We start from the raw sequence: 17,431 nt of genomic DNA on the forward strand, positions 1-17,431 counted from the left end.
ATCAGACATACCCGTTATTAATATAAAAGAACACTAAATCAAAGGCTTTAAAGTGATTCTCGAGTTTTTTGGAAAAGTTACAACTTCGCCTAACTGCTCGTTTTATCCTATGCCGAATACGGCAATTATTTCCTTCGATGCCCACGGTGAAAAATTTACCAATTCTTTGAGTAAAGCCTTTAAAGCCAGTGACGAAGCTATCCCAATTATCACTGGCAATAACAGCACAAGTTACACCCAAGGCTTGAGGTTTTGCGCTTAATCGTTTAACCGTTTTAAGGTCTCGCTTTCCCCATACATAGGCAACAATTTCGCCTGTTTGACGGTGGTAAGCATAGATGAGCCATTGTTTGTTGCTCTTTTTACCTACGAACATCCATAGCTCGTCTACTTCTAGTTGGTCATAGTGACTTTGCTTTGGTATCAGTCGGTAGTTGCATTTTTCCAAAGTAGCTAATACTTTACCTTGGCTAATCCTTTCAACGCAAGCGATGTCTTTTATGCCACTACCTCGTACCATGAGTTGGCGTATTTTGCTTTCTTTTTGAGAGTGACATCCAAGATAACTTAACGCATGGTCGCCAATAAATTGCCGCCTGCAGTCTTTGCATTGGTAGTTCTGCTTACCATAGCTTTTTTTACCGTTTTTCTTTATACTGTCCCCTAAACAGGCTGGGCAGTTGATGTATAGTGTGATTTGCATTTCACTATTTTATCAATTTCTCAGCCTGTTTTTTTACAGCATACTTTTTAAAGCACTACCTAATTTAGGTATCAAAAAATCCCAAGCAATGTGCTTGGGATTTTTATTGATGGGTGATCAGCGATCAACTCAGCCAAGCACACCGATGAAGGTTTGTAGAATTGCCACGTTCATGATATCAACAAAGAACGCACCGACCATCGGAACGATCAAGAATGCTTTATGAGAAGGCATATAGCGGTCTGTGATCGCCTGCATATTGGCGATGGCAGTTGGTGTCGCGCCCAAGCCAAAGCCGCAATGACCAGCAGCAAGTACCGCTGCGTCGTAATCTTTACCCATCACACGGAATGTCAAGAAGTACGCATAAGCAATCATCGCCACCGTCTGTGCAGCTAAAATGATCAAGATCGGACCTGCCAAGTCGGTCAGCTCCCACAGTTTGAGCGACAATAAAGCCATCGCCAAAAACAATGACAGCGCCGCGTTACCAAAGACATCGATGGCGCGATCAAACATATCAAAATTAAAAATCGTGGTCAAAGTATTACGAATCACCACACCACCAAACAGCGCCCAAACAAAGGTCGGTAGCTCAAACCAAGTATCCCTTGCCACTCCAGTCATGATATCAGCAAATGCCAAACACGCCGCAAATAGTGCCAGTGTCTCAATCGCTGATGATGCCGTGATCAGACGGATATTATCAGGTCTTTCAAACATCTCTTTGTGTGCGGTATCGTCATCAAGATCATGCTTGGTGCTGTAAAGTGAGTGCTTAGCGGCAAGCTTTTCAACTTCTGATTGATCGGCTTTTTTGGCAGTTGGTTCAATCCCTAACTGATTGGTCAATCGCTTAGCAACAGGACCGCCGATGATACCGCCTGCCACCAAACCATAGGTAGCACAAGCAATGCCCAAAGTCGTCGCACCCACTAAGCCATATTTATCTTCAAAGGTCGATCCCCAAGCGCCTGCCGTACCATGACCCCCTGTCAGCGATACCGAGCCTGCCACCAATCCCATCAAAGGATCTAAGCCCAGCACTGTCGCCAAACCGACGCCGACGGCATCTTGAAGCAAGATAAAGCCTGATACGACAAATAGGAAAATGAATAAAGGTTTACCGCCTGCTTTTAGTCGTCCAAAATCTGCCGACAAGCCAATAGAAGCAAAAAACATCAGCATACACGCTGTTTGTAACTCTTTTTGAAAAGCAAAGCTGTAGCCAAAAAAGAAATTCAAACAATACACGATGATGGCAGCAATCAGACCGCCTGCCACTGGCTCAGGGATGTTAAAATCCCCCAAAAATTTAATTTTCTTGACCAAAAAACGCCCCAGCAACAATACCAGTGTCGCCAAGATCAGCGTATAATAGCCGTTTAAAGTAATTTCCATAAGTGCTCCTATCAGGGCAAATTTCACACCTTATCATGCACATTCATACTGCTGCACCAGCCAGTCATGATAATCCCAAGTTGTTTAGTCAATTCAATAGACGCGGGCAATTATAAGGCATATTCTTTGCAGTCATCAGTGTATTTAAAAAATTACAGCATTCATTTGTTACAATATATTTCAAAAACGGCAATTTGTCACTGTTAAAAGCCTATAAAAGTCCATCAAAAAGATTCAGCCAAGCCACCAACTGCCAAATACCAAGCTAAAAACATCTAAAAAACCCCAAATCGCACAGATTTGGGGTTTGGGTCTCGTCATCATAAGCCAAATTTAGCTTATCATACTCAATCAGCGCAAAAACGCACGCGCATTGCGGAACAGTCGCATCCAAGCACCATCTTGAGTCCACTCATCAGGTTTCCACGAGTGATTGACCGCGCGCAGGGTGCGCTCAGGGTGCGGCATCATCAAAGTGACACGACCATCGTTACTACAAATGCCCGTTACACCTTCTGGTGAGCCATTTGGGTTTAAAGGATAATGTTCGGTAGGGTTGCCTTGGCTATCAACATAACGCAGCACAATCTGACCATGGCGAGCCAGCTCTGACAGGGATTTATCATCCAAATTGGCATAGCCCTCACCGTGAGCAATGGCAATCGGCAAAATGCTGTCTTGCATGCCTTTTAACAGTACCGACTTGGTGCGCTCAACTCGCACATTGACAGTACGCGCCTCAAAACGGGCTGATTTATTGGCAATAAAGCGTGGGAAATGTTCAGCGCCAATCATCAGGTCTTTTAGCTGACTCATCATCTGACAGCCGTTACACACACCGAGCGCAAAAGTCTCAGGGCGATGGAAGAATCTGGCAAATTGCATCCGCAGCTCATCGTGGAACAGCACTGAGTTTGCCCAACCAGAGCCCGCCCCCAAAACGTCACCGTAACTAAAGCCGCCACACGCCACCAATCCTTCAAAATCACGCAAATTAATGCGTCCGCTCATCAAGTCGCTCATATGCACATCAATGGCATCAAAGCCTGCACGCACAAAGCCTGCGCCCATCTCTAGATGTCCGTTCACCCCTTGCTCACGCAAAATGGCAACTTTTGGTAAGCTGGTGCGACTGTTCACATACGGCGCTTCTACCGCCAAATCCAAGTCATAATTGGCATCAGCAATCAAGCCATGATGAGTGGTATCATCGATGAGCGCAAATTCTTGATCGGCGCATGCAGGATTGTCACGCAGACTTTGGATGGCATGGCTGACTTTTGACCACTGCTTTTGAAGCTCACTGCGGCTAAATGACCATGATTGGCTTGGCGTTTCGATGCTTAATACATCGATGCCAGCGCCGCCTGCAGGCGTTGTTTTGGCTTGACCGATCAAGCTGACAAACTCGCTCACCTGATGTGTTTGGGCTAATTCAACAAACGCTGCCACATCTTCGGGCAGAACTTGAACCACCGCGCCCAATTCTTCGGCGAACAGCTGACCTAGTAGATTATCATCGCTCAGCGCAAGGCCAATCGCCATGCGACTGGCGAACTGCATCTCTGCAACCGACGCAATCAAACCGCCATCACCGATATCATGATAAGCTTGGATGATGCCTGCTTTTGCCGCCGCTTGAATGAAAGCAAAGAAATTGGCCAAATCCTCGGGGCGCTCTAAATCTGGACACTGATCACCAAGCTGACTTAAAGTCTGCGCTAAGATTGAGCCGCCCAAACGAAGCTTGCCTGCCGACAGATCAATGCGATATAGTGCCGAATCGGTATTTTTTAGAGCTGGGGTGAGTGTGCCTGCCACATCTTGGACAGGCGCAAATGCGGTGATGATCAAGCTCATCGGTGACGTGACCGACTTGTCTGTGCCATCCTCATTCCAAACCGCTTTCATAGATAAGCTGTCTTTACCCACAGGGATGGTGATGCCAAGCGCAGGACATAGCTCCTCGCCTACAGCATGAACGGCGTCAAATAAGGCTGCATCTTCTTTTTCGTCGCCACATGCCGCCATCCAGTTGGCTGACAAGGTGACATCACTGATTTTGGCAATCCGAGCTGAAGCGATGTTGGTCACCGCCTCACCAACTGCCAGACGTGCCGACGCCTTAGGATCGATGAGTGCAACTGGCGCACGCTCGCCCATTGCCATGGCTTCGCCTGTGATGGCGTTAAGTGCGGTGCTCGTCACAGCACAGTCTGCCACAGGCACTTGATAACGCCCAACATATTGATCTTGGGTTACCATACCAGTAATCGAGCGATCGCCAATAGAAATTAGGAATGACTTACTGGCAACTGTCGGATGGCGTAGAACATCTTTGATACTGGTGGCGATATCTACCGAGGCGGTATCAAGCGGCTTGAGATTTGGTGCTGTACGGCTAAAGCTTCGCTTCATCTTTGGCGTACCGCCTAACAATACCTGCATCGGCATATCCACAGGCTGCTCTGGTAATAAACTGTCATCCACCGTCAGCTGGCGCACTGTAGTCGCTGTACCCAAAATGGCATAGGGGCAGCGCTCACGAGCACAGATACTATCAAATAACGCCTCACTTTCTAGACGGATGGCAAGCACGTAGCGCTCTTGAGCTTCGTTTGACCAAATCGCCATCGGTGACATGCCTGCCTCAAGCGAAGGCACCTTACGCAGATTCAGATGCGCGCCAAGCTCATGATCATCGACCAGCTCTGGCATGGCATTTGATAAGCCGCCAGCGCCGACATCATGGATTGAGACGATTGGGTTATTATCCACTCCGTCTTTGGTCATCGCCCAGCAGGTATCAATCACCTCTTGGCAGCGGCGCTCCATCTCAGCATTGTCACGCTGCACCGACGCAAAATCAAGCCCTTCATCTAGCTCACCGCTATCAACTGAACTGGCTGCACCGCCGCCCAAACCAATCTGCATGGCAGGACCGCCCAACACGATCAGCAGATCGCCTTCTTGGATGGTGTTTTTTTGGACCAAATCACGCTTGATATTCCCATAGCCGCCTGCGATCATGATGGGCTTATGATAGCCACGCATTTGGCTGCCATCTTGGGCATCGGAGGTGTCTAGCTGAAAAGTACGAAAATAGCCATTTAAATTAGGACGACCAAACTCATTGGCGAACGCAGCGCCGCCCAGTGGTCCTTCAATCATGATATCAAGTGCCGATGCCATGCGTGCAGGCTTGCCATAGTCGGCAGCAGAGACTTGACCTGAAGTTTCCCATTTTTCAGGCATATCAGGCAGATGCAAATGTGAGACGCTAAAGCCTGTCAAGCCTGCTTTGGGCTTGCCGCCGCGACCTGTGGCGCCTTCATCACGGATCTCGCCGCCTGCACCTGTCGCTGCGCCTGCAAATGGTGCGATGGCGGTTGGGTGGTTGTGGGTCTCAACCTTCATTAGGATGTCAATTTGCTCATTATGAAAGTCATACTGAGCCTCGCCATCGGCGTTTTTGGTTGGATAAAAGCGCTCCGCCACGAAGCCTTCCATGACCGCAGCGTTATCCTTATAAGCCGATAAAATGCCGTCAGAATTTTTTTCGTGCGTATTACGAATCATCTTAAACAAAGACTTAGGCTGCACATCGCCGCCGACCGTCCACTCAGCATTAAAGATCTTATGTCGACAATGCTCGGAGTTGGCTTGGGCAAACATCATCAGCTCAACATCGGTTGGGTTGCGACCAAGCTTGGTGAAATTATCCACCAAATAATCTATGTCTTCAGCCGACAGCGCAAAGCCGTATTCGGTATTTGCCGCCACCAAGACATCTTTACCAAAACCCATGATATCCACCGCGCCCAAATGCGCAGGCTCGCCATCAATAAACAGCGCCGACACATCCGCCAAATCATACACCAAGCTTTGGGTCATGCGATCATGCAAAATGGCTTCGGCAGCTGCAGGCAAGCGCTTGGGCAAGTTTTCACCTGTCAGCGTGTACACGATCACACGCTCGACACGCCCAATCGCTACGCCGCAGTTATTAAAAATATCGGTCGCCTTAGATGCCCAGGGGCTGATCGTCCCAAAACGCGGTGCAACCACCACCTGCACTTGTCCGTCGTCAGCACTGTTTAGGCTTGGTGCTTGACCTTGATTTAATAAATCAATCGCTTTTTTGTGATCAGACTCTGACAGCGGTTCATCAAACACATAAACCTGCTGACTGCTCAAGGCATGAATAGCTAGCCCAGCTTTTTGTTTGAGTTGGTCGGCTAATTTTTGTGCTTGGAAATCGGTCAAAAACCCTAAGCCTGCGATGGTGCTCATCATGGTGGTTACCCTTTGCTAAAGACGCCAAAAAGGTGGCAATATCATCAAAAATAAATGTTTTTTATTATAACAGATTTTAAGGCGATGTTTTCATGAAATCAAAAAAGGGATGAAAATTTCATCCCCCTTTCATGGCACAATCGGCTTGATCATTGATCACAAAATCGGTCTTTATCAAGATCATTTTGGGCTTGGTGGCGCCCAAAAGAAGTGCTTAGTCCATGCTAGATAAATCAAGCTTTGGATCAATCAAAAACACCATAAAAGTACCAATCGCCACCAAAATACTGGTCGTGATGCCAAGCTTAGTGACAGGATCCAAATCAAACAAGCCAATGAGCAGACCGCCAAAAATACCTACTGAAAACTGCAGCGCGCCTTGTAGTGCACTTGCCAAGCCTGCACGCTTTTTTTGAAATGCTAACGCGATGGCGGTCGCGTTCGGCTGCGTAAAACCTAGCCCTGCAATACAAATAAAGATACTGGCAAATACCCAATAAAAATTCGCCGCACCGCCAAAGCTTAGACCCAGTATCAGCAGCACCGCAGCAGCGATCAACTGAATCAGCGCCCCAGTGCGCAGCAAGCTCACCAAATGAAAACGCTTGGTCAAGAACTGATTTACTTGGGTTAGCGCAATGAATCCAAAAGCATTCATCCCAAAAGCGATGGCAAATTGATGCTCTGTCAGCCGATAATTCACCATAAACAGCTCACTTGAGATGGACAAATAAATAAAAAATGCACCTTGAAGCAGCCCTGATGCGACTGCAGGCAGCATAAAGGTACGGTCTTTCATCAAGCTAAGATACTGTCCAAAGCTTTCGGACATTGGGCGGGTATTGCGATTTTCAGGCTTTAGGGTTTCTTTTAAGAAAAATTTGGTCAAAAGCAGGTTTAGCACCCCAAAGCCTGCCAAAAACCAAAATACGCCATGCCAATCTGCCACTCTTAAAATCAGCGCACCCAAACTGGGTGCCAAGATCGGCGCAATGCCCATCACCAGCACCATCAAGCTAAAAGCACGCGCCGATTGCACGGGGTTGAGCGTATCACGAATGGCAGCTCGTGTGACAACGGTCGTCACACAGGCACCAAGTGCTTGTAAGGTTCTTGCAATAAATAGCACATATGCGTTATTGGTTGTTGCACAGATGATTGATGCGATGATAAAAATGCTCATGCCCAAGTATAACGGGCGTACTCGTCCAACACGATCGCTAAATGGTCCATAAAACAGCTGCCCGAACACCAATCCCAAAAAATACGCCGGCACAGATTTGGCAATTGTACTGATATTGACGCTAAAATCTTCTGCCATACTCGGAAACGCAGGCAAATACATATCAATCGATAAAGGTCCGATGGCAATCATCACGCCCAGCATCATCACCCAAAGCACGGGAAACTTTGTATCGTGATTATTTGTTGTTGTCATTTTAATCTATAATTATGTATGGGTTTATCGTAAAAATCGTTATTGTATCACAACTGTGTTAATTTTAATTTTTAGAAACTGTCAAAAGACCTTGCGCACAGTTTGCGTTTTCGATGATAATAAGCCCTTTATGATCCGATCAATCTAAGCCATCTCATGACCATCGCCCTACCGCCTCTCGCCCGCCTTATCTTACAGCATCATCTGATGAAAGAAGACGACTTATCAAAAGCCGCCGCCGATGCCAAACATTTGCAGCGCTCATTTGCTCAGCATCTGGTCATAAGCCAGCTCATGGACGCATCTCAGCTATCGCACATCCAAAGCTTAAGCCAAAATCTACCCATTTATGAACTACCCAATCAGCTTAGTCAAGCCATCGAAACTGGTCTGGATCCTGCGCTGTTTATCAAATATCGGATGCTGCCTTTAAGCTGCGATGAGCACACGCTGACCCTAGCCATGAGTGATGTGACCGATAAAGACGCCATCGCCGCCATTCGCTTTCATGCGCGCCGTCAGATCCGACCTGTGCTTGTCGAAGAAGATAAGCTCTCCGCCTTATTAGATAGGCTGTATTTGGGTGCAGGCACGTTTGATGACGCCCAAAAAACAGTATCAAGCCCCCAAGCTCAAGCGGATGACGCCCCCACCGTACGCTTTGTCAATCAGCTGTTCGCCGATGCCATCCGCCTAAAAGCGTCCGATATTCATTTTGAGCCTTATGATGCCAGTTATCGCATCCGCTTTCGCATTGATGGCGTGATGCAAGTGATACATAGTCCGCCCAAATCTTTGGCTGCCAAGATCGCCTCTTATATCAAAGTGATGGCAAATCTTGATATCGCTGAGCGTCGCCGTGCTCAAGACGGGCGCTTGAAATTCGATACTCAAGACGGGCGCTCAGTGGACTTTCGTGTCAGTACGCTGCCCACTTTATATGGTGAAAAGGTGGTACTAAGACTGCTTGACTCTGCTCAGGCACTCATTGGGCTAGATGCGCTTGGGATGGATGACGCCCAAAAACAGCTATTCATTCATGCGCTATCGCGCCCTCAAGGCATGATTTTGGTGACAGGTCCCACAGGCTCAGGCAAGACAGTTTCGCTGTACACCGCTTTGATGCGTCTCAATCAGCCTGAAATTAATATTTTAAGCTGCGAAGATCCTGTTGAGATTAATTTGCCTGGTGTCAATCAGGTTAATATCAATCCCAAAGTACAGCTAGATTTTGCCGATGCGCTCAGAGCATTTTTGCGTCAAGATCCCGATGTGATTATGGTCGGAGAAATTCGCGATACTGACACTGCCCAAATCGCCACCACCGCTGCCCAAACAGGGCATTTGGTCTTATCAACGTTGCACACCAACTCAGCCAGCGATACCATCACGCGTATGCATAGCATGGGCGTGCCATCTTTTCATTTGGCAAGCAGCTTAAGCCTGATCATCGCCCAAAGGCTGGCTCGCCGACTGTGCGACGCCTGCAAGCAGCCTACCACCTTACCAGATGATGTACTCAGATCGGCAGGATTTAGCGATCAAGACATCGCTATGCACCCAACGCTTTATACGCCTGTCGGCTGCCATAAATGCAAGGATGGTCATCAGGGGCGAGTGGGTATCTTTGAAGTGCTGCCCATCACGCCGCCCATGGCTGAACTGATTTTGGCGCAGGCATCCGCTGCCAAAATCGATGCTTGGGCGCGTGCTCAAGGTCATGACAGTCTTAGACAAGCAGGCATCAAAAAAGTACTTGCCGGTCAGATCAGTCTCACCGAGATGCATCGCGTCACTTCTGAATCGTGGCAAAGTCGTTCTAGCTCTGTGGATAATCCTGTGGATAAAGTATAATTTTTAATGAAAAAATTAAATAAACATTTGATTAATCAAGGCATTAGGAATAAGATCATCTCAGATCGCCCTTCTGTGGATAACTTATCCAAATCGCCAAAAATGCTCACATTTGATTACCGTGCCAAGTCTCATGATGGCAAAACAGTCAGCGGTCAAATCAGCGCCCATAACACAAGCCTAGCTAAGGCGCATCTGCGCAAACAAGGCTTTTATCACATCCATCTGACTGCCAAGCGGACGCGGTGGCACTTTGAGCGCCCCATTGCCAATAAGCAGATTTTGCTTAGTCTTCGCACTTTGGCGACGCTGTTAAAATCAGGGGTCGTTTTGACCGATGCACTAGATATCGCTGCCAACACCACGACGAACCGCCGCCTACCAAACAAACTGATCCAAATTAAGCAGCGTATCGAGCAAGGAGAAAGCTTCGCCCAAGCGATCAGCGCTCATACAGAATTTGGCAGCCTCACACTGGCGCTCATCGATGCTGGCGAAAAATCTGGTGCGCTTGATATCATGCTTGAGCGAGCCGCCGAACACGCCGAACACCAAGCACTTCGCCAATCTCAGCTCAATCAAGCTCTACGCTATCCTGCCGCCATCGCATTGACCGCGATCATCGTCAGCACCGTGATGCTTTTAAAGGTTGTGCCAAGCTTTGCGGTAAGCTTTGGCAGCATGGGCGACGAGCTGCCAACCCTGACGCTGTGGGTGCTGTCGCTGTCGCAGTGGCTGTCAGCGCATTTTTGGCAACTGCTTTTGGTGCTGGCATCGAGCATTGGGCTATTTGTTTATGTTTATAAGACCAGCGCACGCCTAAGACTTTGGTGTGCCAAAACTGCTTTTGGCTTGCCGATTTTTGGTAAGCTGATCCAAGCGGTTGGTAGCGCGCGTTTTGCACAGACGTTGTCCACCACTTTTGGCTCGGGCGTACCTTTGGCAGAGAGTATTTTATTGGCGGGGCGAGCCTGTGATCATGTGCTGTTTTTAGATGCGAGCGAAAAGATCGCAAAAGCTGTCAAAACCGGCACGCCTTTGGGGCAAGCCATGGCAGATGCCAAACTATTTTCGCCCATGAGCGTGCAGATGGTGACGGTGGGTGAAGCCTCAGGTCGGCTGTCTGAGATGCTTGACCAAGTTGCCAGGCACCATGACAAGGAAGTCAAGGATAAAACCGATGCCTTAATTGGCATGATTGAGCCTGCCATCATCCTTATCATGGGCGTGCTAATCGGCGGGCTTGTGCTGGCAATGTATTTACCAATATTTAATATGAGCATGGGCGCATGATGGCTTTTATATTGGCATCTTTGCCTGACTGGGCGTGGTATGCCCTAGCCGCACTGCTCGGCGCAGGCATGGGCGGCTATATTACACATTTGATGTATACCCTGCCCCATCAAATGATGCTTGAGTGGCAGGCAGAGACGATGCAGATGATCGATCCTATCATTTCAACAGACGCTCAAGATAAGCTTTTGACAGGCTTTGGGTCGCCTTATCATCAAAAAGTCGCACCTGCTTATTTATATACCATCATGATCCCGCTCAGCGCCTTACTCAGCGTAGGCACACTGGCTATTCAAGGCATATCCATTACTGGTGCTTTGTCGGTGATTTTTGTGTGGTTTGGTCTTGGGCTATCAAGCATCGACTATCGCGTGCAGCTATTGCCCGACCGCCTTGTACTGCCGCTTGGCATGATTGGCTTGATGGCGAATGGCTTTGGAGTGTTGACCACGCCTTCGGATGCCATCTTTGGGGCGGTGGGTGGGTTTTTGGTGCTTTGGCTCATCAACGCCTTATATCGCCTGGTGCGCCGCCAAGATGGCATGGGGCTTGGCGATGCCAAACTCTTGGCTGCTTGCGGGGCATGGCTTGGCGCATGGCAGCTGCCTATGATTGTGTTTATTGCCGCAGCGCTGGGCGTGGTGGCAGGCATCATCATTCAACGACATCAAGGCAAGGCATCTGCTTTTGCTTTTGGACCCTATTTGATAATGGCAGCGTGGGTGGTTTTGCTCTTTGGTGAATACTTAAAGTCTGCTGGGATCGGATAAGGGCTTTGATCAAATCTTTTTCACTGCTTTGGTCAGATATGCTAAACTTTTGGTCGCAGGGCTTTTGTTCATTCATTTCAAATGATAACGACAGTGAATTTAGCATAAATTTAAACATATCATAAGGAGAAAGGATGTTCATATTAGGTTTGACTGGTGGCATTGGCAGTGGCAAAAGCGCTGTCAGCGACTATCTTGGCAAGCAAGGCATCACAGTGGTCGATGCCGATATCATCGCTCATCGCTTGACGGCGGACGGTAGCCCGCTTTTGATGAGCCTAAAAGAGGCGCTCGGGGACTGGGTGCTTGATGATCAAGGACGATATGATCGTGCGGCGGTACGGGCGCGGGTATTTAACGACCCACAGACTTTGGATCGGCTAAATGCCATCATACACCCTGCCATTCATCAAGCCATCTTAGATGAGCTTGACGGTTCGCAGTCTGCTTATACGATACTTTCGGTGCCACTGTTGTTTGAGGGGCGACATAAATCGCCTAATCTTTTGTCGCTTTGTGATCATGTGCTAGTCGTGGATACGAGCGCTGAGACTCAAAGGCAGCGTGCCGCCAAGCGCGATGGTCATGATCCTGCTCAGATCCAAGCCATCATCGATAAGCAAATCAGCCGAGCACAGCGACTGGTGCTGGCACAAGACATCGGTGCAGACATCTTAGTCAATGATAAAACACTTGATGAGATTCACCAAGCTCTTGATACGCTTCACCAAAAATATCTGGCGATGGCAGCACAGCATGACTCAAAATGACGTATTCGGCTTTTTTAAGAACGCCTGCTCTTGTGCGGTAGAGGGTCGCCCAAGTATCGCATTTCGATGCGGATAGCGCCCAAATTCATCAATGATCACCTTATGCTGACGCTCATAGTCTACCGTCGTCGCATCGGTGAATTGCTCAAACAGCGTCATGGCTTTTTTATGAATCTGCTTAGACTCTGAATGCATATACGGCATGAGCATAAACTTGCGCTGATCTGGGTTTAAAGACTCAAACTCAGGTAATGCGATCGCTTCTTGTGCCAACACCAGCGCCATACCATCAGTCTCAAAGGCTTTGGGCGTGTCTCGATGAATATTGCGTGAAAACTGATCAAGCACAATGATCTCAGCCAGCCGACCCAGCATCTCGCTGCGCCAATCTGCGCATTCGCCCGCTGCCGCCGACTCTAGCACTTCGCCAAACTGATCACGAATCTTTTGATCAAACTCAGCAGATTTGGCGAACCACAGCGGCTGAGCCTCTTTTGAGAACCAAAATTCCAATACCGATTGTGCCAAAGGATGCATTATCTCCTCCTTAATAGTAAAGTATGGCTGATATAATAGATATTACACCAAAAGCCTATATAAAATAAAAAAGATGATCATAACGACCATCTTTTTATGGTGAAGAGTCTTAGCAATGACGGTGAAGTCATTAATTCCCATGAATGCGTGCGTTCAGCTCTTCTACAGCCATCACAAATACCGCATCCATTTTCCACGCTTCAGAAATAAAATTGCGCTGTGACTCACTAAAAAATGGCGCTTCATTCAAGGGCACATCTTCTGGCAGCTGATTGTCTGCGATAAACTGCTCAATGGCTTCATCGCTACTATCCAAGCCTAGCTGCTCAAACAGCTCATTGATGGTGTGGTGATCGCCGTTATTTAATAACATATTTTCTCCTTGGGTTGATTTTAAGCCGTCTTAGGCGTTTTTAAGCACATATTGCGTCGCTTCGTCGTCATTCATGGCGTGCATAAAGCGAGCGATGTTTGGATATGCTTCCCAAGATTTTTCTAACTTTCTTGACCAGCGCACCATCACAAATGCCAAAGCATCGGCGACCGTTTTTTTATCCTGAAATACATGCGTGCCATCACCGATGAGCTTATCTAAATGAGTCATCGCACGGTCAATGCGCGCATACGACGCTTCTTTTGCCTTAGCAATGTCAGCGTCGCTTTCGCCTGTGGTATAACGCTGTGGAACAAAATATGGCCAAAATGCAGGGTGCAAATCGGAGCTTAAAAAGCTCATCACTTCATCAAATTCAAATTTATCCAAAGGATCAGCGCCTGCGCCCAAGTCTGCCTGCGGATAAGTATCCACGATATATTGCAAAATCGCGCCTGCTTGCCCAAAAATGCGTCCATCAATATCCACCGTTGGCACTTGCGCCAAAGGATTGATTTTGGTGTATTCCTCAGAATGCGGATCGACCTTTTGGACAGTGTAGTCAGCGCCCGCCCACTCAAGCGCAATCCAGCAAGCCATCGCACAGCTACCTCGAGCATAATACAGTTTCATGTTTCTTCCTTTGTGTTGTTGAAATCAGTTTGTCAGTTAGGTGATTTCATTGTAACAAGATTTAACGTTCGGTGACAGGAATTATTGTGTATTTTTATCAATAAATGTTGGCAAATGTTACCAAAAAATTAAGCAGTGTTTGGATAAATTTTTAACCATTTTTTAATTATTTCCACAAAAATCTCAACAATCTTAATCAGATAGGGTATCGTTTGAATAAAAAGTTTTTATTGTTTGGTTCAATGTATGCTAAACTCAAAATAACTCGGTCGGTACGGACAAGGATGATAAGATGACACTCAGTTTTGATGAATTGCTCAACCCAGATGGCAGCTACAGAGCAGGCGCCCAAGGACTTGGTGAATGGCTGTCTGCCACCAATAATGACACACTAAACGGGCTCAATGAGCAAGCGGCAAATATTTTTTATCGCAAGGGCGTGACTTTCACGGTCTATAGCGATGCCAATAACATCGAGCGGATGATTCCTTTTGATATCATTCCGCGCATCATCGAGCTGTCTGAATGGCAGACCATTGAGGCAGGCTGTCAGCAGCGTATTCGTGCGCTCAATCATTTTTTGGATGACATTTATCATCATCAACAAATCATCAAAGATGGCATCGTGCCCGCCCAATATGTCTATGCCAGTGGCTGCTATGAGCCTTGGATGATGAATATTTCGCTTGCCAAGCCCATCTACTCTCATGTCAGCGGCATTGATTTGATCCGTGATGAGCAGGGTCAATATCGCGTTTTGGAGGATAATTTGCGCACGCCTTCGGGAGTGTCTTATATGCTTGAAAGCCGCGGCATCTCTGAAAGCCTGATGGGGGAGATTTATCATAGTATGGCGATCAAGCCAATCTCTGACTATCCGCAGCGCCTAAAAGCGTGCCTGACCAGCGCCACCGACAAATATGATCCGCAAATCGTTGTGCTGACGCCCGGTCGATTTAATTCCGCCTACTATGAGCATGCTTTTTTGGCGCGTGAGATGAATGTGCCATTGGTGCATGGCTATGATTTGATCGTTGAAGACAATAAAGTCTATATCCAAGGCGTGCGCGGTAAGGTGCAGGTCGATGTGATTTATCGGCGTATTGACGATCCTTTTTTGGATCCTTTGGCGTTTCGCTCCGATTCCATCTTGGGCGTGTCAGGGCTGATGAGCGCGTATCGCTCCGGCAATGTCGTCATCACCAATGCCCCTGGTACAGGCGTGGCAGATGATAAAAGCATGTATCCGTACGTGCCTGCGATGATTGAGTATTATTTAAACGAAAAACCCATTTTGCCCAATGTTGAGACTTATCAATGTCGCAATCCTGATGAGCTGGGTTTTGTGTTGGACAATTTGGCTGATCTGGTAGTCAAAGAAACCCAAGGATCGGGCGGCTATGGCATGCTGATCGGACCTGCCGCCACCAAAAAAGAAATCGATGCCTACCGAAAGCGTCTACTTGACAATCCAGAAGGTTTCATCGCTCAGCCGACGTTGGCGCTGTCCACCTGTCCTACCGTCACAGAAGACGGCATCGAGCTGCGGCATATTGATTTGCGTCCATTTATTTTATCGCATGGCGATGGCAGCGTCGATATCACACCAGGCGGCTTGACTCGTGTGGCGATGATCAAAGGATCGCTGGTGGTCAACTCCTCCCAAGGCGGCGGCATCAAAGACACTTGGGTGGTGGATACCAAGGCATTGCCAAGCGGACAAAATAGTGCAGATGCGTACCTGACTTTAACGCGCGTCAGCCAAGCCATCTTGGATGAAACCTATCACAAAAAATCACTGATCTTGCTGCTATCAACTGCCAGCTGCTTGGTGTGGCTTGGTCGCTATACTGAGCGGCTACGGCATTATGACAATTTGATCAATCGCCTCAAAAATAACGAGCTGACCTTGGCTGAGATTGAGCATATTAACACCCATCTTGGATTTGGGCTGGAGCACACTGGTCATCTACAAGACAGTGCCGAGCAGCTGTATCGCTGCCTACTTGCACATAAAATACCCGAAACCATCCAAGCCATCGACCAAAATGTCCAAGAAGTCACAGGCGTTATCGGCAAAGACAGCGCCGAGCTATACCAATTCATCAAGCGACTGGCAAACGCCACCAAGTACCGCGCTGCCACCTTGCAGCTGTATGCGTGTAATCAGTCCATGAGACAAGAAGACGCGACCGTTGTGCTGTTTTGGCGGTTGGGTCGCTGTTATGAGATTTTGGAGCGTCATATTTTACTTCAAGAAGATTGGCAAGACGCCTCCAATAACTTCCGCGAGCTGGTGAGTGCGCTGCCTGAAAACACGCGCTGGCGTGAGCTTGAGCGCTTGGCAAATCAGCTTGCCAAATCCCAAAAAGTGGTGAACTTTTGGCAAATGCGGGATGAATTTGCCGCCATTTTAGCACAAGGGGTTTAAGCCATGAGATTACAAATTACCCATCAGACCAATTATTTTTATCATGATTTGGCACAGCGCAGTGTGCAATATATCCGCATGACGCCGCTATCATTGGCGCACCAAACCATCGAATATTGGCAAGTGATGCTGCCCAAGGTCGCCAAATCGCAAGTAGACGGCTTTGGCAATCAGTGGCTGGTGCTAAGCCACAGTGAGCCGCACGATAACCTACAAATGCAAGCCTCAGGCGTGGTGAACATCAATCCTGACACCCCTTATTTGGCTGATGACCCGAAAGTGCCATATCTACTATATACAGTACCGACACCTTTGACGGCGTGCAGCGCTGCCATGCGTCAGTTTTATGAAAATCATCTGGCAGACTATCATCATTCAGATAGCAGCACAAAACGCGCCTTGCTTGAGCAGTTTGCTGCGGCGCTGCTGCATCATGTGCCCTATTGCCAAAATGTCACACACGTGGGCACCACCGCCCCCGAAGCCTTTGAGCTTGCCCAAGGTGTGTGCCAAGATCATAGCCATATTTTCATCGCCTGCTTGCGTGATTTACAGATTCCTGCACGCTATATTTCAGGCTATCTGTATGAGCCAATGGGACAGCATATGGCAAGCCATGCTTGGGCTGAGGCTTGGATTGATGGGTATTGGTACACTTTTGATGTGTCAAATCAGCATTTCACACCGCAGGCGCATGTCTATGTCGCCATCGGGCGTGATTATTTAGATGCCGCGCCCGTACGCGGTGTGCGCTTGGGCGGCGGCTATGAAAATTTGCACAGCCAAGTGTGGATTCATCAATTAAACGATGAACCTGCTCAAAGCCAATCTTAGCTACCAGGCGATCTATAAAAATGATTCACAAATACCCTTTGACAGGCGTATAATAGCACCGCCATCAGCACGGCGGTGCTTGGTTGGCTTGGATTTTT

13 protein-coding genes are annotated in these 17,431 nt (G+C 47.9%); 6 read left to right on the forward strand and 7 right to left on the reverse strand.

All coding sequences use genetic code 11. The annotated features are described in order from the left end of the window. Window position 1 precedes the first annotated feature (1 nt). From AO382_RS03245 to AO382_RS03260, 4 genes are all read right to left on the reverse strand, one after another. Entirely contained in the window at window positions 2–703 is a 702-nt protein-coding gene (locus AO382_RS03245) for an IS1 family transposase (RefSeq protein WP_064618156.1), read from the reverse strand. A 129-nt stretch (window positions 704–832) separates the two neighbouring features. Further along, on the reverse strand, window positions 833–2,104 hold the full coding sequence (locus AO382_RS03250) for a sodium/glutamate symporter (protein WP_064611765.1): 1,272 nt from the start codon (window positions 2,102–2,104) through the stop codon (window positions 833–835). Window positions 2,105–2,455: 351 nt separating this feature from the next. After that, entirely contained in the window at window positions 2,456–6,400 is a 3,945-nt protein-coding gene (purL, locus tag AO382_RS03255) for a phosphoribosylformylglycinamidine synthase (protein ID WP_064618158.1), read from the reverse strand. Window positions 6,401–6,614: 214 nt separating this feature from the next. Further along, window positions 6,615–7,838: a multidrug effflux MFS transporter gene (locus tag AO382_RS03260; RefSeq protein WP_064618160.1), complete on the reverse strand. Its 1,224-nt coding sequence runs from the start codon at window positions 7,836–7,838 to the stop codon at window positions 6,615–6,617. Between the two features lie 156 nt (window positions 7,839–7,994). Here AO382_RS03260 and pilB point away from each other — a divergent pair, with 156 nt between their 5' ends. The 4 genes from pilB to coaE all read left to right on the forward strand — a co-directional run bounded on the left by pilB (window position 7,995) and on the right by coaE (window position 12,525). Then, window positions 7,995–9,692, forward strand: a complete 1,698-nt coding sequence (pilB, locus tag AO382_RS03265) for a type IV-A pilus assembly ATPase PilB (RefSeq protein ID WP_064618162.1) — start codon at window positions 7,995–7,997, stop codon at window positions 9,690–9,692. 6 nt (window positions 9,693–9,698) lie between these two features. Next, window positions 9,699–10,985 (forward strand): type II secretion system F family protein, encoded by a 1,287-nt coding sequence (locus AO382_RS03270; RefSeq protein WP_064618164.1) that lies wholly within the window; start codon window positions 9,699–9,701, stop codon window positions 10,983–10,985. Next, window positions 10,982–11,755 (forward strand): prepilin peptidase, encoded by a 774-nt coding sequence (locus AO382_RS03275; protein ID WP_227513617.1) that lies wholly within the window; start codon window positions 10,982–10,984, stop codon window positions 11,753–11,755. Before AO382_RS03270 ends, AO382_RS03275 begins: the two co-directional genes overlap by 4 nt. 134 nt (window positions 11,756–11,889) lie before the next feature. Then, entirely contained in the window at window positions 11,890–12,525 is a 636-nt protein-coding gene (gene coaE, locus AO382_RS03280) for a dephospho-CoA kinase (protein ID WP_064618166.1), read from the forward strand. On the opposite strand, the gene AO382_RS03285 is transcribed toward coaE, so the two are convergent. The 3 genes from AO382_RS03285 to AO382_RS03295 form a co-directional block, all read right to left on the reverse strand. Beyond that, window positions 12,517–13,062 (reverse strand): DUF924 family protein, encoded by a 546-nt coding sequence (locus AO382_RS03285; RefSeq protein WP_064618168.1) that lies wholly within the window; start codon window positions 13,060–13,062, stop codon window positions 12,517–12,519. The genes coaE and AO382_RS03285 overlap by 9 nt on opposite strands. A gap of 130 nt (window positions 13,063–13,192) precedes the next feature. Then, window positions 13,193–13,435 (reverse strand): DUF2789 family protein, encoded by a 243-nt coding sequence (locus tag AO382_RS03290; protein ID WP_064611772.1) that lies wholly within the window; start codon window positions 13,433–13,435, stop codon window positions 13,193–13,195. Window positions 13,436–13,465: 30 nt separating this feature from the next. Then, window positions 13,466–14,068, reverse strand: coding sequence for a glutathione S-transferase family protein (locus AO382_RS03295; protein WP_064611773.1), 603 nt, complete (start codon window positions 14,066–14,068; stop codon window positions 13,466–13,468). Window positions 14,069–14,360: 292 nt separating this feature from the next. Between AO382_RS03295 and AO382_RS03300 the strand changes: the two genes are divergently transcribed. Next, entirely contained in the window at window positions 14,361–16,499 is a 2,139-nt protein-coding gene (locus AO382_RS03300; protein ID WP_064618170.1) for a circularly permuted type 2 ATP-grasp protein, read from the forward strand. Window positions 16,500–16,502: 3 nt separating this feature from the next. Beyond that, window positions 16,503–17,333 (forward strand): transglutaminase family protein, encoded by an 831-nt coding sequence (locus AO382_RS03305; protein ID WP_064618172.1) that lies wholly within the window; start codon window positions 16,503–16,505, stop codon window positions 17,331–17,333. The last annotated feature ends 98 nt before the right edge of the window (window positions 17,334–17,431 follow it).

Source organism: Moraxella catarrhalis (assembly GCF_001656295.1).
Lineage (GTDB): Bacteria > Pseudomonadota > Gammaproteobacteria > Pseudomonadales > Moraxellaceae > Moraxella > Moraxella veridica.